The 24,032-nt window shown below is 34.0% G+C and carries 22 protein-coding genes and 1 pseudogene; 12 read left to right on the forward strand and 11 right to left on the reverse strand.

What is annotated here, in order from left to right:
* Positions 1-202 precede the first annotated feature (202 nt).
* The 3 genes from ILA26_RS07605 to ILA26_RS07615 all read left to right on the forward strand — a co-directional run bounded on the left by ILA26_RS07605 (position 203) and on the right by ILA26_RS07615 (position 1,834).
* Positions 203-496, forward strand: coding sequence for a nucleotidyltransferase domain-containing protein (locus tag ILA26_RS07605; protein ID WP_058739896.1), 294 nt, complete (start codon positions 203-205; stop codon positions 494-496).
* 54 nt (positions 497-550) lie between these two features.
* The gene (locus ILA26_RS07610) at positions 551-820 is read left to right on the forward strand and encodes a HepT-like ribonuclease domain-containing protein (protein ID WP_292896007.1); all 270 of its coding nucleotides are present in this window, start codon (positions 551-553) and stop codon (positions 818-820) included.
* A 63-nt stretch (positions 821-883) separates the two neighbouring features.
* Complete coding sequence (locus ILA26_RS07615) at positions 884-1,834, forward strand: hypothetical protein (RefSeq protein WP_292895973.1); 951 nt, start codon at positions 884-886, stop codon at positions 1,832-1,834.
* A 10-nt stretch (positions 1,835-1,844) separates the two neighbouring features.
* Here ILA26_RS07615 and ILA26_RS07620 read toward each other — a convergent pair whose 3' ends face one another.
* Together ILA26_RS07620 and eif1A are read right to left on the reverse strand one after the other, a co-directional pair.
* Positions 1,845-2,618 carry a serine protein kinase RIO gene (locus tag ILA26_RS07620; protein WP_292895975.1) on the reverse strand — a complete coding sequence of 258 codons (774 nt, stop codon included), beginning with the start codon at positions 2,616-2,618 and terminating at the stop codon, positions 1,845-1,847.
* A gap of 26 nt (positions 2,619-2,644) precedes the next feature.
* Complete coding sequence (gene eif1A, locus ILA26_RS07625; protein ID WP_292895977.1) at positions 2,645-2,950, reverse strand: translation initiation factor eIF-1A; 306 nt, start codon at positions 2,948-2,950, stop codon at positions 2,645-2,647.
* 109 nt (positions 2,951-3,059) lie between these two features.
* Between eif1A and glp the strand changes: the two genes are divergently transcribed.
* Genes glp through ILA26_RS07640 form a run of 3 tightly spaced genes read left to right on the forward strand, consistent with a single transcriptional unit; the run spans position 3,060 to position 5,032 of the window.
* On the forward strand, positions 3,060-4,283 hold the full coding sequence (glp, locus tag ILA26_RS07630; protein ID WP_292895979.1) for a gephyrin-like molybdotransferase Glp: 1,224 nt from the start codon (positions 3,060-3,062) through the stop codon (positions 4,281-4,283).
* A gap of 27 nt (positions 4,284-4,310) precedes the next feature.
* A complete protein-coding gene (locus ILA26_RS07635) occupies positions 4,311-4,772 on the forward strand; it encodes a GyrI-like domain-containing protein (protein ID WP_292895981.1) in 462 nt (153 codons plus the stop codon).
* Positions 4,773-4,780: 8 nt separating this feature from the next.
* Positions 4,781-5,032 carry a hypothetical protein gene (locus tag ILA26_RS07640; protein ID WP_292895983.1) on the forward strand — a complete coding sequence of 84 codons (252 nt, stop codon included), beginning with the start codon at positions 4,781-4,783 and terminating at the stop codon, positions 5,030-5,032.
* 22 nt (positions 5,033-5,054) lie between these two features.
* Here ILA26_RS07640 and ILA26_RS07645 read toward each other — a convergent pair whose 3' ends face one another.
* Genes ILA26_RS07645 through hypD form a run of 4 tightly spaced genes read right to left on the reverse strand, consistent with a single transcriptional unit; the run spans position 5,055 to position 8,494 of the window.
* Positions 5,055-5,429 (reverse strand): SseB family protein, encoded by a 375-nt coding sequence (locus ILA26_RS07645; protein WP_292895985.1) that lies wholly within the window; start codon positions 5,427-5,429, stop codon positions 5,055-5,057.
* Entirely contained in the window at positions 5,426-6,733 is a 1,308-nt protein-coding gene (locus tag ILA26_RS07650; RefSeq protein ID WP_292874481.1) for a TldD/PmbA family protein, read from the reverse strand. The genes ILA26_RS07645 and ILA26_RS07650 overlap by 4 nt, the downstream gene beginning before the upstream one ends.
* A gap of 7 nt (positions 6,734-6,740) precedes the next feature.
* Complete coding sequence (locus ILA26_RS07655) at positions 6,741-7,445, reverse strand: phosphoglycolate phosphatase (RefSeq protein WP_292895987.1); 705 nt, start codon at positions 7,443-7,445, stop codon at positions 6,741-6,743.
* A gap of 2 nt (positions 7,446-7,447) precedes the next feature.
* Positions 7,448-8,494, reverse strand: a complete 1,047-nt coding sequence (hypD, locus tag ILA26_RS07660; protein ID WP_292896009.1) for a hydrogenase formation protein HypD — start codon at positions 8,492-8,494, stop codon at positions 7,448-7,450.
* An 89-nt stretch (positions 8,495-8,583) separates the two neighbouring features.
* Between hypD and ILA26_RS07665 the strand changes: the two genes are divergently transcribed.
* Positions 8,584-10,251: a UDP-2,4-diacetamido-2,4,6-trideoxy-beta-L-altropyranose hydrolase gene (locus tag ILA26_RS07665; protein ID WP_292895989.1), complete on the forward strand. Its 1,668-nt coding sequence runs from the start codon at positions 8,584-8,586 to the stop codon at positions 10,249-10,251.
* 1 nt (position 10,252) lies between these two features.
* Positions 10,253-11,221, forward strand: a complete 969-nt coding sequence (locus ILA26_RS07670; protein ID WP_292895991.1) for an N-acetylneuraminate synthase family protein — start codon at positions 10,253-10,255, stop codon at positions 11,219-11,221.
* Positions 11,222-11,230: 9 nt separating this feature from the next.
* Here ILA26_RS07670 and ILA26_RS07675 read toward each other — a convergent pair whose 3' ends face one another.
* From ILA26_RS07675 to ILA26_RS07685, 3 genes are all read right to left on the reverse strand, one after another.
* On the reverse strand, positions 11,231-12,766 hold the full coding sequence (locus tag ILA26_RS07675; protein WP_292895993.1) for an NERD domain-containing protein: 1,536 nt from the start codon (positions 12,764-12,766) through the stop codon (positions 11,231-11,233).
* Positions 12,767-12,916: 150 nt separating this feature from the next.
* Positions 12,917-14,491, reverse strand: coding sequence for a glycosyltransferase family 39 protein (locus ILA26_RS07680; RefSeq protein ID WP_292895995.1), 1,575 nt, complete (start codon positions 14,489-14,491; stop codon positions 12,917-12,919).
* Positions 14,492-14,537: 46 nt separating this feature from the next.
* Entirely contained in the window at positions 14,538-15,380 is an 843-nt protein-coding gene (locus ILA26_RS07685; protein ID WP_292895996.1) for a UbiA family prenyltransferase, read from the reverse strand.
* 125 nt (positions 15,381-15,505) lie between these two features.
* Between ILA26_RS07685 and ILA26_RS07690 the strand changes: the two genes are divergently transcribed.
* From ILA26_RS07690 to ILA26_RS07705, 4 genes are all read left to right on the forward strand, one after another.
* On the forward strand, positions 15,506-16,600 hold the full coding sequence (locus ILA26_RS07690) for an inositol-3-phosphate synthase (protein WP_292895997.1): 1,095 nt from the start codon (positions 15,506-15,508) through the stop codon (positions 16,598-16,600).
* 170 nt (positions 16,601-16,770) lie between these two features.
* Positions 16,771-18,483 carry a sodium-extruding oxaloacetate decarboxylase subunit alpha gene (oadA, locus tag ILA26_RS07695; RefSeq protein WP_292895999.1) on the forward strand — a complete coding sequence of 571 codons (1,713 nt, stop codon included), beginning with the start codon at positions 16,771-16,773 and terminating at the stop codon, positions 18,481-18,483.
* Between the two features lie 102 nt (positions 18,484-18,585).
* Positions 18,586-19,587 (forward strand): NADH-dependent flavin oxidoreductase, encoded by a 1,002-nt coding sequence (locus tag ILA26_RS07700; RefSeq protein WP_292896001.1) that lies wholly within the window; start codon positions 18,586-18,588, stop codon positions 19,585-19,587.
* A gap of 267 nt (positions 19,588-19,854) precedes the next feature.
* Positions 19,855-23,418, forward strand: coding sequence for a C1 family peptidase (locus tag ILA26_RS07705; RefSeq protein ID WP_292896003.1), 3,564 nt, complete (start codon positions 19,855-19,857; stop codon positions 23,416-23,418).
* Positions 23,419-23,658: 240 nt separating this feature from the next.
* Here the strand turns inward: ILA26_RS07705 and ILA26_RS07710 are convergent, their stop codons facing one another.
* Positions 23,659-23,778: a zinc-ribbon domain-containing protein gene (locus tag ILA26_RS07710; protein WP_292896005.1), complete on the reverse strand. Its 120-nt coding sequence runs from the start codon at positions 23,776-23,778 to the stop codon at positions 23,659-23,661.
* A 132-nt stretch (positions 23,779-23,910) separates the two neighbouring features.
* A pseudogene (locus tag ILA26_RS07715) lies at positions 23,911-24,032 on the reverse strand (IS5/IS1182 family transposase); the annotation flags it as partial.

Consider the following 24,032-nt stretch of genomic DNA (forward strand, 5'->3'; position numbering starts at 1 on the left):
AATGAGTATTAATTCGCAAATAATCCTAAAACTTAGGGCTGACATATTCTGTAAGAAAGATGTTTTACTAATACTTTCTGTAACATTTGTCTGAATAAAGTTTGGATTATTTGTTTAATTAACTTTGTGCATAAAAAAATATTTATTTAATATAAAATTAAAAGTAAATATTAATCAGATTAATTTTCATTAGGTGTTTTTAATGATATTTACAATTGAAGAAATCACAAAAAGAACCATTCCAATAGCCATTAAACATGGGGTTAATAGGTTATGTCTTTTTGGATCTTATGCTAGAAATGAGGCAAGTGATGACAGTGATTTGGATTTCATCATGGATGATGGGGATGTGACTTCTTTAATTAAGTATATGTCTTTTGTTCAGGACTTGGAAGATGAATTCAAATGCCATGTGGATTTGGTTTCATCATGCAGTCATAATAAGGAATTTTTAAATAAAATCAAAAAAGATGTGGTTATAATCTATGAACGCTAAAGATGAAAACATATTAAGAAAATCATAGAATACTGTGAAGCGACAGCAAGTGACATTGAGTATTTTGGTGATGATTTTAATGAATATTTGGCCAATGACCATTACCAAAGAGCATGTGCTTTTAACATTATTCAAATTGGAGAGTATATTGGAAGATTGTCCGATGAGTTTAAAGACCAGTATCCAGATATTGCTTGGAATAGTTTAAAGGCAATGAGGAATATTCATGCTCATGATTATGAAAATGTTATTGAGCATTTGGTTTGGGAAACTATGAAAGTGGAGCTTCCAGAACTTAAGGAATATTTGGAAAAATTGCTATAATTTAAAAATTTCGTTTAAAATATAGTTTAAATTGTTGTAGTATGGATTGTGGAGTGGTTTTTCGTGTTAGCTGCTAATTTATTAAAATTAGAAATATTCCACACAAGTAGAGAAAGTAACTCTAATTTTGTTATAGATTTTAGGAATAATGAGGCATATTATAATCCAACATTTGATTTAATGTTTAAAGATAAGATTCATTTGTCTGATAAAGAAGTAACCAATTTCCTTAATTCGATTGATGAGTTTAATTTCATTGAAGAACTGCAAAATATTGAATGTCATGTTTTAAAGTACTTTGAACCCACATTAGATTCTGAATATTATTTCCATACATTGAAAATCATATTGCATAATGATGTTATTTTTTCAAATCAGTGGACTTTCATATGTTATTTTGAAGATTTTACCAAGGAATATAATGTTCAATGGTGTTTTCCAAGTTTTTGGTATGAGTTTGCTGAGGTTTTAATGGATTTAGTAGGATATGATATTTTAAATATAAATGATTCTAAAAAATGGCTAAATAATTTAAATTATGAATTTAGGGATGATGGTATCTTTGATAATGGGAATAAATTAAAATTGAAATCATTTAAATTTGTTTATAATGCGCCCCATATTATTGACGATTCTAGTTCCTCATTTTTCATAATTGACTTCATTAAGTGTAGTATTTTAGGTAAAAATTCAATTTTATGTAATGATGTGTCTCGAGATGTTTTGGATGAATTTTTGGATTTAATTACTAAATATGAGATTTATAAATGGGCTGAATTGAAACAATGGAGTAATGTGTATAATGAACTTGGGGTTTTCTGTGATGGTTATCGATGGAGTATTGAGTTAATTTTTGATAATGATTCAATTTTTTATATAAAGGGACATTGTCGTCATCCTGATTTGTATTTTCCATTTGCAAAAGAAGTGAAATCATTATTTTCAAAAGATATTCTTAGATTGGAGGATTGTGCAATTCCAGATAAAATCAAATATGCAGATTTATTTAAATAAGTGGAATAAATTAAAACTTAGGATTCACATACTCCCAAACTTCTTCAAAACTGGTTTCAACACCAAGTTTGGTGTATTCACGAACAAGTGTGTTGATGTCCCTTTCAAGTAATTCTTTAGAAATTGGATTGTCCAAAACAACGGATTGTGAAACGTCAATTATCACAGGCTTTTCATTTAAATTTAAAATATTGTAATTGGAAAGGTCTCCGTGAACAAGCTTTGCCTCATTGACGAATTTTTTAAGCTCAACCATCAGTAGGTTCCAGAATTCATCAGGATTTTCCGGTGGCTGGTTTTTAACGGGTTGTGCAGGGTTTCCATCTTCATCACCAATGAATTCAATCAGCAATACATTGTTTGCACTGGTTATTGGTTCTGGAACATTGACTCCTGCTGCATATAATCTTGTCAAATTCTTAAACTCTTTAGTAACCCATGAGTAAATAATTTTTCTCTTGTTCTTGGTTTTGACATTAAATCTCGGATCGCCTTTCAAATAGTAATCCATTTTCTTAAAATCAGATGTTGCAATCCTATAGATTTTAACTGCAACGAACTTTTCATCATCGGTTATTCCAGTCAGAACATTTGCTTCCTTGCCGGTACTGATTGCACCATTTAGAATGTCAATATGGCCCTGATTAGCTAATTTGTATAATGTTTCTAATGTTATTTTGTCGAAGATTTCATTTCCGGTTTTTCTCTCAGAATTATCTTTCCTTCTTTTTTCGGAATGAATCTTGGCATGTTTTTTATCGGCTTTAGCTACTTTAGGATCCATTAAAATCAAAAAAATAAGTAGTTAGACTACATTTTTAAGTAGCCTTTTCTTTCGAGCCAGTTGGACTCTGTTTTTGTGTATCTCCAAATTACATCCGCTTTTTCATCGGATTGGAAATCCCATGGTTTTACAAGGATTACGTCTCCTTCACGAATCCAAATACGTTTTTTCATTTTTCCAGGGATTCTGGTCATTCTTATGTTTCCATCAGCACAACGGACTTTTAGTTTTCCGTGTCCCATAATCTGTTCAACTACTCCAGGTATTTCTCCTTTTTTAGGAGTCCTTACTCTTCTGTACTCTTGTTGGTTGTTATTATTAGGTCTAGACAAATACTCTCCTCCAAAATTATAATAAAATTTATCGATAAGATTAAATTATTTATATTTATATTAATATATTATATATTAATTTATTGGATTTTTACCAAATGTGATTAAAATGGGAACTGAATTTTTAAAAATTAAGGAATGTGATGAAGCTATTGATATCATTCAGAAGTTATTTGATGAGAACTTAAAGCCTGAAAGCGAGGAGATTTTGGTCAGTGAAGCTTACGGAAGGGTATTGTTTGAGGATGTTTATTCCAGAATGGACTTTCCTCCTTTTGATAAGGCATTGAAGGACGGTTTTGCAATTCTTTCAAGCGACAGCTTTGGGGCTTCAGAGGAATCACCAAATACCTTGGATGTAATTGATTTTCTCGAAGCCGGTGCAACCACTGACAAGAAGGTGGGAGCTGGAAAATGTATTGAAATCAGTACAGGCGCTGCAATGCCTGAGGGAGCAGATGCGGTCTTGATGGTTGAATATGCTGAAAAGGATGATGGTAAAGTCAATCTGTTGACAACCGTTACTCCAACCCAAGATGTTGCCAAAAAGGGTTCTGACATTGAAGAGGGCAATTTGATTCTTAAGAAAGGGGACTTCTTAAATCCTGGTAAGATTGGGGTCTTGCTGTCTCAAGGATTTGAAACCATTGAAGTTTACAAAAAACCGAGTGTTGGTATAGTCTCATCAGGTAATGAGATTACTCTTCAAGGTGAAGAGCTTGAATATGGAAAAATCTATGATGTAAATGGAGGAATGATTAAAAACGATGCAGTTTCCTGTGGCGCAGATGCAAAATTCTTGGGCATCATGAGAGACAACTATGATGAGGTCAAGGAAAAAATCACAAGTTCCCTAAAAGATGTTGACATACTTTTCTGTTCAGGAGGAACTTCCGCAGGTCTTGGGGATGTCTTGAAGCATGTTCTTGACGAGCTTGGAGAGGTTCACATTCATGGAATTTCAGTTCAGCCTGGAAAACCGACAATCGTGGGGGTCATTGACGGCAAAATGGTCATAGGGCTTCCTGGAAATCCAGTTTCTGCTTTGATGATATTCAATGCATTTGTTGCAGAGCCATTAACCAGGCTTGCAGGAATCGATAAGGACTTTGAGATGGAAACTGTTAAAGGCAAAATCACAAAAAGAATTCACTCACAGGTCGGAAGGATGCAATATCAATTGGTCAGAGTCGATGGAGATAAAGTCCAACCTATATTCAAGGATTCAGGAGCAATTTTCTCACTCTCAACAGCAGATGGTTATGTGAAAATTCCAAAACTGGTTGAGCTTGTGGATGAAGGCGAAGAAGTAGAAGTTTATTTATTCAATTAATATTAAAATTTTAAGTAAGGTGTAATTATGGATTATGAAGTGAAAGTAATTCCAGAACAAAAATTAGCGGTTATCAATTGTAAAACTCCAAAATCAGATATGGGAGTGTTCTTTTCCATATTGATGGATTGGGTTGATACAGAAGATATCAAAACTGATGGTGAACCATTCATTGTGTATTTCTCACCAAGGCATGAAGTAAATCAGGGTGATGTGGTTTACGATGTAAGCATTCCTGTAAAAGACAATCCGGATGAAACCGACAGGATTCGTGTTGTTGACATGATTGAGAACAAGGTTCTGGCGGGCACTCATTATGGATCTCCTGAAAATATTATGGATACTTATGCTGAATTAGTTGAGATTGCTCAAGAAAATCATTATGATATTATCGGTTCTCCTAAAGAAGTCTTGATTAAAGGCGTTTATAACTGTGACAATGAGGATGAGTATATAACTGAAATTCAATTGCCAATCATTGAAATGTAGGTGGTCTTATGCCTAAAAAAGATGAAATCGATATGGAAGAGGAAATTAGAAGATTATCTCGCAGAACAAACATAAACATGAGAAAGTCTGAAAATTCCTACGACAATCGAATTAAAAAATTGGATAAGGAAATCGACAATATCTTGAATCAAAAAATTAAGAATTTTGAGAATAATAAACAATTGACTGAGGATTATCTCAAAATCGATTATAAAGACGATACAATCAACAGATATAGAGAAAAATTAAGAAAAATGTAATTTTTCTCAAAACTCTTTTTTTTTAAAATAAGTTTAAAAATTCACTTAGCGGAATGGCCAGTGAATATTTGCTAAATGTATTAATTGCAATGCCGTAGTATTCATCACCTGTGTCCTTTATCATTTCGGCTAGATTTTTGGTGGAGATGTTAATCACGCTAAATTCAACATTGGCTTTAATGAGTTCATCTTCATCTGTAAATAATGCTATAAACTCGTTTTTATCATCATCTCCAATTTTCACAGGTTTGAAATTAAAATCGTCATCATCATGTGAGATGACTTCAATGGGCATTATTAACTGAGCTTTTTTAAGCTCTTCGACTAATAATTCGTCATCTTCAGGACTTGCTTCCTCATTTGGAAGTGAAATTAGCTCTTTTAGTTTTCTATTCATTGTCCGACAACTCTTAAATCATGCACTAACAGTTTAGGGAGGATGTATGAACCGTATTGCTTGATTTCGGATTTCAATCCTTCAACTGTTTCCATTATTTCAAATATGTTTCCGGAAATCATTGCCTTGTTAATCGGGTCAGTCAACTCACCATTCTCAATTTTAAATGCATTGCTTGCTTCAACAGAGAAATCTCCTGAAATAGGATTTGCAGTGTGTGCTCCTAAAACGCTTGTTGTTAAAACGCCTCTCTTGATTTCACTCAAATCTTTCATTTCACTAAACTTGAATTCTAGGTTTGTCGGTGAAATCATTGGAGTTGTCAGATAGCTGCCCCTAAGGCCGTTTGATGTGGTTTTTTCACCAATCTTGTTTGCATTGTATAAATCATAAATGAATGAGCTTAAAACACCATTTTCAATCAAATCGGTTTTGCGTGATACGCTTCCCTCACCATCGCATTTTGCGGTGTACATTCCCTTCTCAAGCAATGGATTATCTATTATGGATAATGTTGGGCTTGCAATCTCGGAACCTATTTTATCTTTTAGGATGGACCTTCCTCTCAACACGTTTTCCCCGTTGAATGCTCCTATGAATGTTTGAAGGAGTCCTGTTGCTGCATAATAGTCAAGAGCAACATCATAATCTCCGGTTTCTACAGGTTTTGTGTTGAGTGAGCTTTTTGCAAGGTTGCAAACGTCTTCGGCCAATTTTTCTCCATCAAGGTCAAAGAATCTTGAAGACTGTGAATTGTATGCTGTTGCGATTTCACCATCTTTTTGGATGGTCACTGACAATCCCAAACCGAATCCTGTGCCCTCATCTTCAATGGAAACGCCATTTGAGTTTACAATCAATGACCTGCCTTCACTTGCGCTAAAACCTGAACCTGTCACTTCACATCCGCTGTCGCTGGCAGTTGAAATGGTGTCCTTTAAAAACTCGACAGACTCGTCAAGGCTCAAGTCATTGAACTTGTTGTCATAAACACCCTTGACGGCACGGACTTTCTCAACTTCTGCAAATGTGATGTTTTCGTCAACTTTTGTCAATTTTGTGTTTTCAATTGCTTGGGTTGCTGTTTCTGTGAGCTTGTCCATATTGGAAGTGAATGCAAAACCTTGCTTTTTATCCTTGAGGACTCTTATTCCAACTCCCAAATCAATTTCTTCTTTGGCAAAGTTGAGTTCCTCTTTAAGGGAATCCAATTCGATTGATTTTGATTCGTCAATATAAATTTCGTAAGCGTCACATTTGTTTTCAACAGCTTTTTTAACGTCTTCTGCTATTTCATAAATCATATTATCACTACAGTGCAAATTTCTCTATCGCTTCAGCCACTCCGTCTCCATAGAACTTTTCACAGGTATATGTGCTGATTTCCTTTAATTTATCCTCGGCATTTCCGACAGCTATCCTATATCCCACTTCTTTTAGGAAGTCTTCATCATTCTGACTGTCTCCTATTGCCATTACATTTTCCATGTTGATTCCGTTTCTTTCACATAGGTATCTGAGTGAAGTTCCCTTATTCACTCTCTTGTCTGTGATGTGTAGTGCAAAGCCACTGTCATAAATTTCAAGTTGATCCAAATACTTAAAATCTTTTAAAGCATCTTCTAAGATTTGGTTATCAAGTGTTTTATAAAACACTGTTTCGGTTAGTCTGTACATGTTGTCGTGGGAGGCGTGCTTGTCAAATAGGTCGCCCATTTTTTTCTTAAGGTGGTTTTCGGCTGAAGTCACAAAGTCCCTTTCGACCATGGTCTCAACGGCATTATTGTTCTCACCTTCCTTAAAGACGACTCCACCATTTTCACACACGATTCCTCCACTGCATCCAATCAGGACTTCTGCGGCATAGGCATAGTTAACGACGTTTCCTGTGACGATTATTGTTGGAATTCCTGCATTTTCTGCTTTTCTCAATGCTTCGATTGCTGAAATGCATATTTTTCTTGTATTGTCAGTGATTGTTCCGTCAATGTCCACTGCTATTGCTTCGATTGCCATTTTTATCCCCTTGAATATCTGTGTGCAATGTTACAGGTTCCTTCCTTACTTACCATACATGCTCCGATTGGATGTAATGGGTTGCATGCCTTTCTGAATAGCTTGCAGTCTTCAGGCCTTGCAAGTCCTCTTAGGATTGGTCCACATATGCAACCTTTTGGGGCCTCGTTAACGTCTTTAACTTCAATGTCATATTTTTCACGGGCATTGAATTCGCTGAATTCATCCTTGATTTCAAGGATTGAGTTAGGTATTTTCGGGAATCCTCTCCATTCCCTTGAATCGACGTCGAACACTTGCTCAATCATGTCTGTTGCAACGACATTTCCCTCTTCACGGACTGCCCTTTTGTATTCATTTTCTATTTTCGGTGTTTCATTATGAATTTGTCTTAAAATCATGTAGACAGACATCAATATGTCTAATGGATTGAATCCTGCAACTGCCTGTGGAATTCCGTATTCTGTTGAGAAGTATTCAAACGGTTTGGTTCCAATTATTGTGCATACGTGTCCCGGTTGGATTAATGCATTTAAGCTGGTTTCTCCGGAATTGATTAAAAAGTCGATTGCTGGGGGGATTAATCTGTGACATGATAATACTGAGAAGTTTTCAGGAGGGGTTCTTAATAATTCTGCCGCTGTGGTTGGTGCTGTTGTTTCAAAACCTGCTGAGATGAAAGCGACGTCATTGTCCACTTTTTCTGCTATTTCTATAGCTCTATTGATTCCATAAACTACTCTAACGTCTCCGCCTTCTGCTTTAGCGTCTGCAAGTGATCTTTCAGAACCTGGAACTCTTAACATGTCTCCGAAAGTTGTTATTGTAACTCCCTTGTCTATTAGCTCCAATGCCTCATCGATTTCACGTGAAGGCACAACGCATACAGGACAACCTGGGCCTGCAATGATTTCTACCTCTTCTGGGAGTAAACTTCTTATCCCATTTTCCATGATTGTGTGTTCATGTGAACCGCAAACGTGCATTATTTTAACGGGGGTTGCTAATTCATTAATTTTTCCTAATATCTTTTGTGACATATCTTTCATATTCATATTAACACCGAAGATTTAATAATATATTATAACTATATTTATTATTGTATTAATTAAATTTTATTGTATTTAAGGGATAAAACATGTTTAACAATAATAAAATTCTAGTAGTTATTCCAGCAAGGGGAGGTTCAAAAGGAATTCCCCGTAAAAATATCAGATTATTGGATAATAAACCATTAATCTATTATTCAATTGGCATAGCTAAATCATCTAATTATGTTGATGATGTTGTTGTAACTACTGATGATTCTAAAATCGCATTATTTTCAGAAAAATTGGGGGCCAGTGTGATTAGGCGCTCTGAAGAGTTGTCTACTGATGAGGTTCCGCTTGAACCAGTTGTTTACGATGCAATGGTTCAAAAGGAAAAATTGGCATTTGATGAGTATGATATTGTAATCACACTTCAACCGACTTCTCCGTTGCTTAAGCCGTCCACCTTGGATAATGCCATTGAGAAATTTGAGGACTTTTCAATTGATAGTGTAATATCTGTTGTTGACGATAGGCGCTTGAGCTGGGGATATGATGAGAGAAATCAAAGATATTTCCCGAATTATATTGAAAGGCGTAACTGGGAAGACTTGCCTAAGGATTTCAAGGAGACTGGTGCTTTTATAGCTACTCGTAGGGCATTTGTTAAGGAAAATTCACGTTTAGGAACCAATATTGATATAATTGAACTGTCTCAGGAAGAGAGTGTCAATATTGATACATACCAAGATTGGTGGATTGCTGAAAACTACCTGCAAAAGAAAAGGATTGCCCTTGTTGTGAATGCTTATGATGAGATTGGAACAGGTCATATGTACAGGTGCCTCTCAATTGTATCAAAGCTGGTTTTCCATGACATTCTGTTCCTGATTGATGAATCCCATCCGTTGGGAATAAGTATGGTTGAAGAGAATAACTATCCTTATAAGGTTTATGATGGTGAGGATGATTTAATCAAGTGTTTAAGGGAATATTCTCCTCAAATGGTTATCAATGATATTTCAGACACTTCTAGAGAATACATTACAATCCTTAAAAATGAAGGTTACTTCGTAGTTAACTTTGAGGATGTTGGATTAGGTAGTGAAGTTGCTGATGTCGTCTTTGATGAGCTTTATGAACATGAAAACAATGATAAGAATGTTTTCACAGATTATAAATATTATATTTTAAAGGATGAATTCTATTCCCAACCTCAAAAAACAATCACTCCTGAAGTGAATAATGTCCTGGTGACATTTGGAGTTAACGATTCAAATAATCTTACTGAAAAGGTGATTGATTCAATTTTATCCACTAATTATGAAGGAAGGATCAATGTCATTCTTGGAGTTGGATACAGAGGTTTGGAGGAAATCATTTCCAAATATGAATCAAATCAGGCAGTTCAGATTTATCAGAATGTTTCAAACATCAGTGAATTTGTGATTCAGGCTGATGTGATATTCTCCTCTTCCAACAGATCAGTATATGACATCTGTTCATTGGGCGTTCCTACAATATGCCTGTGTCAGGATGAAAGGGAATTGACACATGTGTTTGCAAATCCGAACAATGGATTTATTAATATGGGCCTTGGAGAGAATGTGGGAAGGCAGGAAATCATTGATGAATTTGTAAATCTCGTTAATGATTATGATTTAAGGGTAGAAATGAATCAGAAAATGCTTTCCATTGATTTAAAGAATGGTTTTGAGAATATTTGGGCAATTTTACGTGAAGAATATAGAAAATTTGAATTAAACAGAGGCTAATATGAATATATTTAACAGATACCCTGTTTTGATTGCTGAAATAGACAATAATTTATCAGAGTTTGTTAAACAAGAAGGAATTTCATATATTGATGCGGCTAAGTTTGTAATTGATGAAGCAAAGGATTGTGGGATAACTGCAGTTGAATTTTCATCATTTGAATCAAGCTCTTTTGATTTTTCTATTGAAGAATATAGGAAGTTGGCACAATATTGCAAAGACACTGGAATGATATTTTTAATGTCTTTGTCTGATTTTCAATCTGTGGATTTATTGGATGAATTTATGAACATGTTTAAGATTGAATCTTCAGATTTAACAAATATTCCTTTTATTAAATATGTTGCAAGCAAAAATAAACCTATTTTATTGTCTACAGGCGGTTCCACTATTCGTGAGATAAAAGAAGCAGTAAGTACAATCGAAGAGGTTTCTACAGTTGACATTGCAATATTTCATTGTGTATTGTCATTTCCAACAGCTTATGAGGATGCTAATCTGTTAATGATTAAGGATTTGTCTGAAAATTTCTCGGATTATGAAATCGGATATTCCGATCATACTGTTCCTGATGAGAATATGGCTGTGCTGACAACTGCGTACAATTATGGTGCGACCATATTGGAAAAGCATTTCACTATTGACAAGTCCCTGCCTGGAAGTAGCGAACATGCGATGGACTGTGATGATGTAATCAGATTCAATTGGAATGTTAATTTTTTATCTAAAATCAACGGCATGAAAAACAAACAGCCATTGATTTGCGAATCTTCATCTCGAAAAGAAATGAGAAGGTCAATTGTTGCATTTAGGGATATTAAAAAAGATGAAAAAATCGATAATGATGATTTAACATTTAAAAGTCCCGGAACTGGAATTTATCCTTCTGAAATCGATAATGTGGTTGGAAAAATAGCAAAAGAAAATATTAAAAAAGGAACATTAATTGATTTTAACATGTTAAAATAAAAAAAGAAATTAAATTTCTGCAGAACAATCTGCAGAATAATGACTGAGTAAAACAGCGCATTTATCAATGGTTTCTTGGTCTAATTTGATAGTACTAGTTTTTATTTGATATAATAGCTCTTCAATGAATAAGTCTTCATCGGTTAAAGGCATATTAATCACAACAACTTCATTGTTAATGAAACCAACTAAAGGTTCTACGAAACAGTTCCTAATGTTGTTGTCATTTAAGAAGTTGATTAAATCTTCTCCTAAGGATAATGCTTTCTGTTTAACTTTATCGTCTTGTGAAAATTTAGCTTGTTTTGTTGTGTATCTAAATCTTCTGGTATTGTTCATGGTTGGAACTTCTTCAATTTTATCCTCATCTAATTCAGCAGAACCGATTAAGTTTAAATTTTCGTTTTCTGCTTCTAATCTAAGCTTCGGATTATATTTTTGGGATAAAAGTGCATATATTCCAGTTGGACCTACAACAACGTGGTTAATACCTGAATTTGAAGTTGGTGTTTTAACATTGTAAAACACATAGTATTCATTGGAAAGGGTTAACAAGTGTTCTCTGATAATTCTTGTTCTTTCTTCAATTTGTTTTACATCTCTTGTCTTGTAAAGTCCGTAACAAAGCATTATCACACCAATGAATAATGCAATGATACCAATACCACTATTTATAATTAAGATTTCAATAATGCTTAAAATGAATATGGCTGCTCCAATGAGTATGATGAGCTCGTTGGAATTTAAATTATGAATGTCAAAATCACCTTCATCGCTGTCATTGAGTGAAGTTTCATTTGGAACGATTTCATCAACAGATTCCGGTTCCTTTATACTTATTTTCTCAAGGAAGCTAGATGAGGATTTTTGTTCAGTTTTAGGATAATATTCTCCCATACTTTTAAAGAATTCATCTTTAAGGAAATTTTTCAAGATGGTGTAATCGTTGGTTTTTGGAATTGCAAATTCTCTTCCAAATTTGGATAAAACTGCATCAGGAATGGTTGTTCTAGCAGTTTTTAAATTGACTTCTTCTTCTTGAAGTTCCATTTCTTTTTTCTCATCATCAGCTATTTTTAACATGTGCTCTTCTGAAAAGAAATCTCCGATTTTATCAGTGAATGACTTTAAAGAGCGATCAGGTTCTTCATTTGTTAATTCTTCAGATGTTGGTTTATTAACTTTGTTTTGTTCTCTAATGGTTTCAATCTCTTTTTTTCTTTCTTCAAGGTATTTATCCAATTCTTTATTCATTTCTTCATCTAAATATCTTAAAGAACCTCCGCAACTGTCACATTCATAATCAAGTATGCTGTCGCTACTTTTAATTTTGTATTTTAATCCACAATCTTCACATTGAACAATATATGAATTATCATATTTGAATGAGTCAATTAATGAGGAATTTGAGGTATTTTCTCCATCAGAATAGTCTTCCAAGTATTCTAAGTCACCTGCACATGAAGAACACTCAAATGTTGAAATATCGTCATCATCATCGAGTTGGTATTTCGCACCACAGTTCTTACAGCATACAACTTTCATATTATCCTCTTAAAATTGCTTTTATACTATTATTTATATAATTTTTTTATTATATATGTTTCTAAAATTAGGCGGTTTATTCACAATTTTTTTCAAGAAAAATTAATTTTTTCTTTTCTTTTAATCAAGTTGAAATTGAGTTAATTAGGATTAAACATTGGTTTTCTCATATAAATATGTTCCATCAATATTTTTTATTTCTGTATAATTTGTTACATTGTTTAATGGATTCTTTGAAATGTAATAGGTTACATTGCTTGCATCAATTTCACTTTGGGCGCTACTTGGGATTCCTGTTATGTTTTCACCTAACCACCAGCCAAACGGTCTGATATTGTAAACTCCTATTTTCATTTTTTCATAATCAGGATTGTTGTCTATGATATAATGTGAAATGTCTTCTGTTGCCTTATACTCGTTTGTTGGCTCAAAAGTGAATGTGAATGCAAATGCCTGTATTAGGAATAATGAAATCAATATTATAGGCAGGATGTTCTTGTTAATGTTTACATGATTATAAATTGACTGAATTGAAAGTAGCAGGAAGTAAACTATTGCAGGAAAGACTGGCAATATGTACCTGTTCACTTTCACGGGATTAAAACTAAAGAATATGAAATTTGACAAGATCCAACCAAGCATAAAGTATTCGATTTTATGTTCTGAGTCTCTGCCCATAAGGTATAATCCGAATAAAACCAACACTATTGTAATCACTGAGGTTACTCTCGAAAAGCTGATTATTCCAAGTATTATGAATATTGCTGGAAGAATGTCCTTTTTCTCTATTTTTCTTTTATGGTCATTCAGCCATAATCCCATACCTGCAATTAATATTATCAGTAATCCCCATGATAATGGGGTGCTGCTGTCCAAAACAGGATTTCCATCAAAGTACGTGTGTGAATTTGAAACAAAATTAAGCATGTTCATTAGATAATAGCTAAAATCTGGATTGTATGCCGGATCGGATTCACTGCCTAATGTTCCACCTATTCCCCGTGAAATCTGACCTCCTGCTTCAAATTGTCCGTTTCCCATTATCAATACAATCGCTAATGTAATGATTAGTATCGCTCCAGCTATAAGGATTCCTTTTTTAATGTATTTTGAATCTTTTGGTTCGATTTTAATTCCTTTTTCAATAACATAATATAATGCGAATGCAGGGAATGTTAAAAGAAGAGGATATCTTGTAAAAACTCCTAAAATAAGGAATATCATGAAAGGAATGTAAAATTTGGGATTGTCGTTTATTGCGATATATTCAAGCAATGCAATCCAAACAATCATGCTCACTGCAGGGACATCTAATGTACCATTTGCAAGCCAGGTTAGGTATAGTGTTAGTGAAGAATAGATTACTGTACCTGTAAGACTTAGCTTTTCATCAAAAAATCGTCTTAATAATAAATAAAATCCAATATTTCCAAAAATGGCAAATGCTCCGGTTACAATATAAATTGCTAGTTTATCAACAAGACCCAATCTGAAAAAAATTGATGTTATAAAACAGATTAGTGGAGACAAGAAAATATTGCCTGTTGAAAAGACATTTTTTCCAGTATAATATAATGAATTTAACAGATATACATAAACGTCACTGCAATAAATTCCAAGATTGTAATTAAAATTAATGTAGTATCCTACGAGGATAGTGCTTAAAATTACAATTGACAGTAAAAAATATTTGTCTTTCTGGTTAATATTGAATTCTTCAAACATTATTAATAGTTTTTTAAGAGTTTATATAAATATTATACCATTTTCTTTAAAAGGACCCTAGAGCAAATGCAATGAATGCTATTAAAATTCCTATTTTCAAATATTTTGATGACTTTGCAGCAGTTTTTTCGTCTTGATTTCTAATGATTAATATTCCACTATATATGAAAATTATAACTGCAATGGCTATTATTCCCAAGTAAATTATGCTAAATACATGTTGCACATACAATAATGGGCAGAGCACACAATCAATGATTATCAAAATTAATGCGAGTGCTGCGGATAATTTTGCACCATGTAAAATTGGAAGTGTTTTGGCCCCCTCTGCTTTGTCCCCTTCCATGTCTTCTATGTCTTTAACTATCTCGCGTGCGGTTGTCATTATGAATGCAAAAAATCCTAAAAACCATGAAGTTGCAATAATTTCAGGGTTGTTTATTGTGTAGCCTCCAAATGCAAAGCATAATCCTGTCATGAATCCGACGGTCAGGTTTCCAATCAATGGTGTTGACTTTAGGGTACGTGCATAGAAGTATAGGATGAAATCAGCGATTACAACAATTAGGAATGCAGTCCAATCCTTATTGAGGTATGAAATTAAAAATCCACATATTGTTCCGAGAATGAACAACAGGTAAGCGTAATTGCGCCCTGTTTTTGGTGAAATTCTTCCTGAAGGAATTGGCCTATGTGGCTTGTTGATCAAATCAATTTTATAGTCAAAATAATCATTGATGACATTTCCAGCACTTATTTCAAAAAATACTGCAAGCATGGCTAAAATGATTGGTATTGATACAGTATGGCCGACGATAGCTACAAGTACAATTGCTATGACTGCCATTATGACATTTCCCGGTCTTAAAATTTCTATATATGGGTTCATTATTCTTCCTCAATTTATAATTTTCATATCCTAAACAATAATTATATAAAGTATATTAGATAACATAATATTAGTATTTTATTTATTTAAAGTATTATTTATTAATTAATTCGCTGGTGTTTATATTGAATAAAATTAAAATCGCAATTGTAGGATTAGGAAACTGTGCAAGTTCCTTAATTCAAGGTATACATTATTATGATGGTAAAAAGCCAGAAGATGCAATAGGACTTATGCATTGGGATATTGGAGGATACACTCCTAGTGACATTGAAGTCGTTGCAGCTTTTGATGTTGATGCAAGAAAAGTTGGCAAAACTATTGACGAAGCAATTTTCGCAAAGCCTAACTGTACTACAATATTCCAAGAAGAAATTCCAAAATATGATGTTAAGGTTAGCATGGGTCATGTCTTGGATGGTGTTGCTGAACACATGTCCAACTATGATGATGAATACACTTTTGTTGTAAGTGACGAAGAGCCTGTTGACGTTGTTGAAGTCTTAAAAGAAAGCGGCGCTGAAATATTGGTAAATTACTTGCCAGTAGGTTCTGAAGATGCAGCAAGATACTATGCACAATGCGCACTTGACGCTGAAATTGCATATGTGAACTGTATGCCAGTATTCATTGTAAGTGATGACGAATGGGATGCTAAATTTAAAGCTAAAGGAATTCCTATTGTAGGTGACGATATTAAAGCTCAAATCGGTGCTACTATCACACACAGAACACTAGCTAGTTTATTCAGGGATAGGGGAGTAAAATTAGACAGAACCTACCAAATAAATACTGGTGGTAACACTGACTTTTTAAACATGCTCAATCGTGAAAGGTTAGATTCCAAAAAAGAATCCAAAACCGAAGCAGTGCAATCAGTATTAGATGAAAGAATGGATGATCGTGACATCCACATCGGACCTAGTGACTATGTCCCATGGCAAAACGATAATAAATTATGTTTCCTTAGAATGGAAGGTCGTACATTCGGTGATGTTCCAATGAACATCGAACTCAGATTAAGTGTGGAAGACTCTCCAAACTCTGCAGGATGTGTAATTGATGCTGTAAGATGTTGTAAAATTGGTTTAGAAAGGGGTATTGGTGGACAATTAACTTCAATTTCCTCATACACAATGAAACATCCTCCAATTCAATACACTGATGATGAAGCATACGAAAATGTTGAAAAATTCATTTCCGGCGAATTGGAAAGATAATTTTTCAATTTTCACTATTTTTTTATTTTATTTTATTTCACTATTTTTTCACTAATTTTTCTATTGACTGTTTTTCAATGTTATAATTTTATATAATAATAAAAACATATATTATAGTTGGATAATTTAAGATTACTTTATTAATAAAAATTGAAAGAGGTGTAATATTAATGGCAAAAGTAAGATTTACAGAAACAGCACTTCGTGATGCTCACCAATCTTTGCTTGCAACTAGGATGAGAACTAGGGACATGATTCCTATTGCTGAAGAGATGGATAAAGTTGGATACTTCTCTGTTGAAGCTTGGGGTGGAGCAACTTTTGATACTTGTATCAGATACTTAAACGAAGACCCATGGGAAAGGTTAAGACAATTAAAATCTGAATTCAATCATACTCCTATTCAAATGCTTTTAAGAGGACAGAATTTGGTAGGTTATAAACACTATCCTGATGATATTGTAACTAAATTTGTGGAAAAATCCTATGAGAATGGTGTTGACATATTCAGGATTTTTGACGCTTTAAACGATATTAGAAATATGGAAAAAGCAATTAAGGTTGCAAAAGATCAAGGAGCTCATGTTCAAGGAACAATAAGTTACACTATAAGTCCTGCACATACATTAGATGATTTTGTTGAATTGGCTAAGAATTTAGAAGCACTTGACTGTGATTCAGTTGCAATCAAGGATATGGCTGGTTTAATAACTCCTACTGCGGCTTATGATTTAGTATCAAAATTAAAAGAAGAAACTGACTTGCTTGTAGACTTGCACTGTCATTGTACCAGTGGTATGACTCCAATCAGTTATTATGCTGCTTGTCAAGCTGGTGTTGATGTTTTAGACACTGCAATATCGCCTCTTGCTTGGGGTACTTCCCAACCTCCTACAGAAAGTATGGTTGCAGCACTTCAAGGAACCGAATTTGATACTGGATTGGACTTAAAATTATTAAACAACATCAAGGAATACTTCGAAAAGATTAAGGAAAAATACTTAGGAATTCTTGATCCTATCTCTGAAAGTATTGATACTGATGTTTTATTATACCAAATTCCTGGTGGAATGCTTTCAAACCTCATTTCACAATTGAAAGAGCAAAATGCGCTCGACAGATACACTGACGTATTGGAAGAAATGCCACGTGTAAGAAAAGACATGGGATACCCTCCACTTGTAACTCCTACAAGTCAAATTGTTGGTATCCAATCTGTAATGAACGTGTTGGGTGGAGAAAGATACAAAACCGTATCCAATGAAGTTAAAGAGTACATGAAAGGAATGTACGGTAAACCACCTGCTCCAGTAAATGAGGAAATCTCAAAAAGAATAATTGGAGATGAAGAGGTAATCGATTGCAGACCTGCAGACTTGCTCGAACCTGAATTCGACAAGTTCAAGTCAGAAGGTGAAAAGGAAGGATTTGTCAAATCTGATGAGGATGCATTAACCTATGCGTTATACCCTCCAATCGCTCCGAAATTCCTCAAAGGTGAAGCTGAAGAAGAGGAACTCAAACCAGCACACACCATTGATGAAAATGATGGAATTGGAATTCCAACTCAATATAATGTTGAAGTTGACGGTGACGTGTTTGAGGTTAAAATCATGCCTACCGGATTCATGGAAATTGAAGAGACTGAATCTGGAAACTTCAAGCCTGTTGAAGGTGCAGTTCCTTCACCAATGCAAGGTATGGTAATCAAACTCAACGTTAATGTTGGAGACAAAGTTTCACAAGGATCCACCATTGCAGTAATCGAAGCTATGAAAATGGAAAACGACATCCAATCTGAAGTGGACGGTACTGTTGAGGAAATTTTCGTGGAACCTGGTGATGCTGTAAGCATCGGTGATACTTTAATGGTAATCAAATAGATTACCTTAATTTTACTTTTTTTAGTTACTTTAAACTTACTTGTTAATTTATATATTTTTCTTTTAAACATTATTTTGTAAAGTTATATGTGGGGATTATTTATGAAGGATATTTTTGATGAAATGCAATTTGGAGATTTGAACCTAAAAAGCAGAATTGTAAGGACCGGTACCTGGGAAACCGAAACAGAGGAAGGGGGATTTCTCTCACCTGCTATTTATGATAAATATGAAAAGATTGCAGGCAGTGGAACTGGTTTAATCGTATCTGAAATGTTTGTGCTTGACCATAAGGACCGCTTTGCACCATATTGCGCAAGCTTGAACTATGTTGGTTTTGTCAAGGAGTATAAGATGGTAACAGACATCTGCCATAATCACGACGTTCCTATTTTAGGGCAATTGGCGTTCTTCTACTATGATGATGGCGACAACCAAAAGGCAGAGGCAAATGACTTGACCCTTGAAGGAATCAGGAAATTGCAGGCAGAAGTTATAATGGCTGCCAAGAAATTCTCATTTGCAGGTTTTGACGGAATGCAGATTGATATGGGAAACAATTTTTATCTGGCACGTTTCATAAATCCTTACTTCAACCAAAGAAAAGACCAATATGGGGGAAGCACTGAAAACCGTGTAAGGATTGCATCAGAAATCATCAAGGTAATCAAAAAGACAATGCCTGGTTTTCATGTAAGCATTCGTATCAATCCGTGGGATGTCAGAAAGGATGGAATGACTGCTGAGGAAAGTATTAAAGTTGCAAAGGAACTTGAAAAGGCAGGGGCAGACAGCATACAGTTGACTGCACGTACCATATCTTATCTTTATGACGGTAAGGATAAACATCCGTTTTTGGTTTATGCTGATGAATTAATTGGCTCTTTGGACATTCCAGTAATTTTAGGAGGATCCTTAAGGGACATGAAATCCATGAATGATGTTTTAAACCATTCTGATATTGAATTAATGTCAATGTCCAAGCCGTTTGTGGCACAGGCTGACTTTTTGGCTGATTGGAAAGCTAACGGTGATGGGGTTTCAATTTGTCAAAGCTGTAACAATTGCTACAGTAAGAAAACTAGTACTTGTTTTAAATATTAATTAAAAAAGAGAATAACTCAATGAGAGTTATTCTACACTTCTTATTTTAGTGGTCATGTACTCAGGGAAGTACTCTACCACAAGTGTTCCTGTCTGGGCAGTGTGGTCGAATACCTTTGGTTCACTGCTGAATATCTGTATATTCTTTTATAAGTTTTTTTCTTGTTTTTCATTTCATTTAATTTTGAATAATTATTCATTTCTTAAGTATAAATTTAAATATTTTATAAAATATAAGTTATTTTGTATAAATATATGGGGAGAACTATGAAACGTAATACATTTATATTACCTTTTTTTATATTGGCAGTCTTTCTGATTTCAATCACTGCAATATCCGCAGCTGATTTAAACGATACTGGCAATATTGATGTATTAAAAGATACTGATGAGACAAACTCATTTAATTCTCTTTATAGTGAAATTAAGGATAAAGATTCTAGTTTCACATTTGAAAAAGATTATGAGTTCGATAATGAAACTGACAAAAGTTATTCTAGTGGAATCAATGTAACCAAGGATAATTTTGTAATAAATGGAAATAATCATAAAGTTGATTGTAAGAATCAGTCCAGAGCGTTTGATATATCTGGAAAAAACGTTGTAATAAATAATTTAACCATTGTAAACGGTTTTTATGGCTATGGTTCTGCAATTAGAACTGACTCAAGATTAACATTAAACAATGTTACATTTATAAATTGTTTTGGTGATGGTGAAAAATCTAATTATGGTGCTGTTTATTCTTACAACACTGCATTAAACGTTAATGATTGTAAATTTATAGACAACGGTGGAGAAAATGGGGCCTCAATTTCTTCTTTCATGTCCACCGTCAATATTGTCAATTCCACATTTTACAGCAATAGCGATAAGATTGTCAAAGGCCAAGTCTATTTTGGTGGTAGCTCACATGCAAATATCGTAAATTCCAATTTCTTGAATACCACTTCAAAATATGCTGCTGCAATCTTTTTTATCAATGATGGAAATTTGACAATTAAGAATTCCAAATTCAAAAAACTGTTTGCTAATAGGACTGCAGGTGCAATTGGAGCAAAAGTTATTTCAAGTCTGATAATTTCCAACTGTGAATTTGACGATGTATCAAGTGAAAACAATGGAGGAGCCATCTTTGCAGATATTTTTGGGGGTGGATCCGTTTTTGGAAGTGAGACACTCATTACTGATACATTATTCACTAACTGTCAGTCTCGTTTTGGAGGGGCTATCCTTCAATTGGATGGAAATCTAGTGATAAAAAATACAAATTTCACTTCCAATCGTGCAGAGTATGGTGGAGGTGCAATTTATACAAGCTACACTAATGTTAAGATTTACAATTCCAACTTCACATCCAACGAGGTACTCAGTGATGGTTCCACAGGTGGTGCATGTTATTTTGATGAGTCAAGTGCAACACTCAATGGAAACTATTTAGAAAACAATAACGGTTCTGTAGGTTCTGCAATTTTTGCATATGATAATGAATTAACCCTGAACGAAAATTACTTCAACAATCCATCTGGAACAAGCATTTATACAGTATATGGTAAAGTGAAGTTTGACAATAAGAACAATTTCAATTCTGACGTTAAATCTCTCAACAATAAAAATAACAACTATAATTTTGAAAATAATGCAGAACAGTTCATTATAGTTAACAATACATTATACTTTAAGGAATTGCCTAAAAAATTTGATTTGAGAAGCTACAATTGGACCACTCCTGTTAAAGATCAAGGATTCATGGGGGCCTGCTGGGCTTTTGGAAACATGGCTGCACTGGAATCTGCATTGCTTAGGTATACAAATAAGACCTATTCCTTATCTGTAAATAATATGCAAAATTTAATGCTCAAATTTTCAAAATATGGGTCTGACACTATTGAGGAAGGTGGAAATCCATTTACCGCTATCGCATATTTGATTGATTGGCTTGGAGTTTTCGATGGGGAATATGAGGAATATGATGAGATGGGTAAGATTTCCCAATTCTTCGGAACTACTGATAACATCCATATTCAAAATGTTGTTGCAATACCTCCATTAAGAACTGATGCCGATAGGAATTTGCTTAAAAATGCTTTAATCAATTATGGTGCCGTAGCAGTCAGTCATCGTGCTGATTTCAATGAAAGTAAATATTTCAACAAAACAAGTTCTGCACAATACTGTTATGACCAAACAGACTCAACCCACAGGGTTTGTATTGTAGGATGGGATGACAATTATTCCAGATATAATTTCCTAAAAACTCCTAAGGGCGATGGTGCATGGATTGTTAAAAACAGTTGGGGAACCGGCTGGGGTGATGAAGGATATTTCTACATGTCCTATTATGACACCTCCCTTGCGGACAAGGAAAGCGTTTGCTACATAATTAACAATGACTCATACAATAGGATTTACCAACATGATGTTGGTGGAGACTGGAAATGGTTACCTGAAAGCAAATATTATTGCAGTGTTTTCACTGCCGATGAAGATGAGCTTATTGGTGCTGTTGGAACCTGCTTCAAGGAAAGTGGCGTGGAATATGAGTTTACAATATCAGTAAACGGTATTGACCTATATACTCAAAAGGGAATAAGTAAATTCTACGGATACGAAACAATCAAGCTTGATAAACTTGTCCAAATTAAAAAAGGAGATAAATTTAAAGTCACCTTTAAGAATATGGTGTGTGTTGCCAATGACCTTAGAATTCATCCTCAATATGGCCAGTCTTTTGTAAGTGATAGTAGTAAGGAATGGGAAGACCTGGCGAAAGTAATGTTTGTAGCAATTCTCAAGGCGTATACAGTTTCTGACTTGAACATGACCAATAATCTTGTAAAATATTACCTCGGTGACGATCAATTTGTTGCAAATGTCACTCCTGGTGCTGAAGTGATTTTTGAGGTTAATGGAGTATCATATTCTGTTAAAGCAAACGATACTGGATTTGCTATGCTTGAAATAAATTTAAGACCGGGAAATTATTCCATTACAACAACTTGCGGTAATGTTTCCATTGTCAATTATATCATTGTAAAAAGCACTATTGTCTCTTCTGATGTCATTAGGGGCTACAACAGTGATTATAATTATAAATTACAAGTTTTAGACTCTACAGGAAAAGGATTGAATAATACCAAGGTTTCAGTTTCAATTAATGGTAAATCAAAGGTTTTCGTAACTGATAAGTCCGGATACATAACAATTCCATTTAAAAAATTGACTGAATCACAGAAAATCATTGTTACAAATCCTGTAAATTCTGAAGTTAAAAAAACTACTATTAAGGTTGTTTCAAGGTTCAGTGGTGCTAAAAATCTTGTGATGTATTACTTTGATGGATCCAGGTTCAAGGTTAAGGTCATTGGTGATGACGGTAAAGCTGTAGGTAAAAATCAGGTAGTAACCATAAAACTCAACAAGAAAACCTACAAGGTAAAAACCAATGCAAATGGTTATGCTATTTTAAAAATGCCAAAAACACTAAAACCTGGCAAATACAAATTGACAGCAACATACAAAGGCCAGACTATCAAAAAGACAGTTAAAGTGAAACAAAATCTCAAGGCTAAAAAGAAATATGCTGTTAAAAAGTCTGCCAAAAAACTTGTCATAAAAACAACCCTCAAAAATGGCAAGAAAGCGGTTAAAAATAAAAAGTTAATCCTTAAAATTAAAGGTAAAAAATTAAAAGCAAAAACTAATAAAAAGGGTGTTGCTAAATTTACCATTAAGAAAAAGGTTATCAAAAAACTCAAGAAAGGTAAGAAATACACAGCAAAAATAACTTACCTTAAAAACACAATTAAAACAAAAGTTAAAGTCAAGTAGATTATTTAATCTACTTTTTTTCTATTTTTTCATATGCTAAACGAGGACAATTGTCCGGTTCCACATAGATTGTACCATAATATAGAATCCTAAATTTTCAACCAGGTGATTGGTTCCCATTCTTTGCCATGAAATCCCTTGCAAGACTATAGATTTCTATTATCCTGTCAAAGTCCTTTTTTGTGATTTTCTAAATTTTCATGTTTCTTTTCCTGAAAATGAATTAAGCAACATTGGATTTCATAATTTGGTGCCCAAGATTCTACAGAACTTTTCCTCTTTAATGTCTTCGCTACCGCACATGGGACAAGTGTCTTCATCTTCTTTAACTTCAGAACCGCATTCTTGACAAATTTTCATAATTGTTCCTCTCCACTATTTTAATAATATTTAATAAAACATTCTCTAAAATGATTTCGATAACCCATTTTTTCAGAATTGATTTTGCCTTTACATTCCATGAATTGTAAAATTTTTAGGGGCCTGAATTTTTTAGTTCTCAGATAATTGTTGTATGGCCGTTTTTGAGTAGTATCCTTGTGATATGATTAGGGCTCCTAAAAATACATTTAGATATACGGTTTTTGCAACTGATTTTGGTGTGTATTTGTGTA

It is taken from the genome of Methanobrevibacter sp. (assembly GCF_017940815.1).
Lineage (GTDB): Archaea > Methanobacteriota > Methanobacteria > Methanobacteriales > Methanobacteriaceae > Methanocatella.

Excerpts from the sequence above, each read along its gene's own strand:
- ILA26_RS07650 (WP_292874481.1), bottom strand. The coding sequence starts at position 6,733 with ATGATTTATGAAATAGCAGAAGACGTTAAAAAAGCTGTTGAAAACAAA.
- ILA26_RS07685 (WP_292895996.1), bottom strand. The coding sequence starts at position 15,380 with ATGAACCCATATATAGAAATTTTAAGACCGGGAAATGTCATAATGGCA.
- ILA26_RS07640 (WP_292895983.1), top strand. The coding sequence starts at position 4,781 with ATGCCTAAAAAAGATGAAATCGATATGGAAGAGGAAATTAGAAGATTA.
- glp (WP_292895979.1), top strand. The coding sequence starts at position 3,060 with ATGGGAACTGAATTTTTAAAAATTAAGGAATGTGATGAAGCTATTGAT.
- ILA26_RS07665 (WP_292895989.1), top strand. The coding sequence starts at position 8,584 with ATGTTTAACAATAATAAAATTCTAGTAGTTATTCCAGCAAGGGGAGGT.
- ILA26_RS07675 (WP_292895993.1), bottom strand. The coding sequence starts at position 12,766 with ATGAAAGTTGTATGCTGTAAGAACTGTGGTGCGAAATACCAACTCGAT.
- ILA26_RS07620 (WP_292895975.1), bottom strand. The coding sequence starts at position 2,618 with ATGGATCCTAAAGTAGCTAAAGCCGATAAAAAACATGCCAAGATTCAT.
- ILA26_RS07605 (WP_058739896.1), top strand. The coding sequence starts at position 203 with ATGATATTTACAATTGAAGAAATCACAAAAAGAACCATTCCAATAGCC.
- hypD (WP_292896009.1), bottom strand. The coding sequence starts at position 8,494 with ATGAAAGATATGTCACAAAAGATATTAGGAAAAATTAATGAATTAGCA.
- ILA26_RS07710 (WP_292896005.1), bottom strand. The coding sequence starts at position 23,778 with ATGAAAATTTGTCAAGAATGCGGTTCTGAAGTTAAAGAAGATGAAGAC.
- ILA26_RS07645 (WP_292895985.1), bottom strand. The coding sequence starts at position 5,429 with ATGAATAGAAAACTAAAAGAGCTAATTTCACTTCCAAATGAGGAAGCA.
- ILA26_RS07705 (WP_292896003.1), top strand. The coding sequence starts at position 19,855 with ATGAAACGTAATACATTTATATTACCTTTTTTTATATTGGCAGTCTTT.
- ILA26_RS07680 (WP_292895995.1), bottom strand. The coding sequence starts at position 14,491 with ATGTTTGAAGAATTCAATATTAACCAGAAAGACAAATATTTTTTACTG.
- ILA26_RS07655 (WP_292895987.1), bottom strand. The coding sequence starts at position 7,445 with ATGGCAATCGAAGCAATAGCAGTGGACATTGACGGAACAATCACTGAC.
- oadA (WP_292895999.1), top strand. The coding sequence starts at position 16,771 with ATGGCAAAAGTAAGATTTACAGAAACAGCACTTCGTGATGCTCACCAA.
- ILA26_RS07670 (WP_292895991.1), top strand. The coding sequence starts at position 10,253 with ATGAATATATTTAACAGATACCCTGTTTTGATTGCTGAAATAGACAAT.
- ILA26_RS07700 (WP_292896001.1), top strand. The coding sequence starts at position 18,586 with ATGAAGGATATTTTTGATGAAATGCAATTTGGAGATTTGAACCTAAAA.
- ILA26_RS07635 (WP_292895981.1), top strand. The coding sequence starts at position 4,311 with ATGGATTATGAAGTGAAAGTAATTCCAGAACAAAAATTAGCGGTTATC.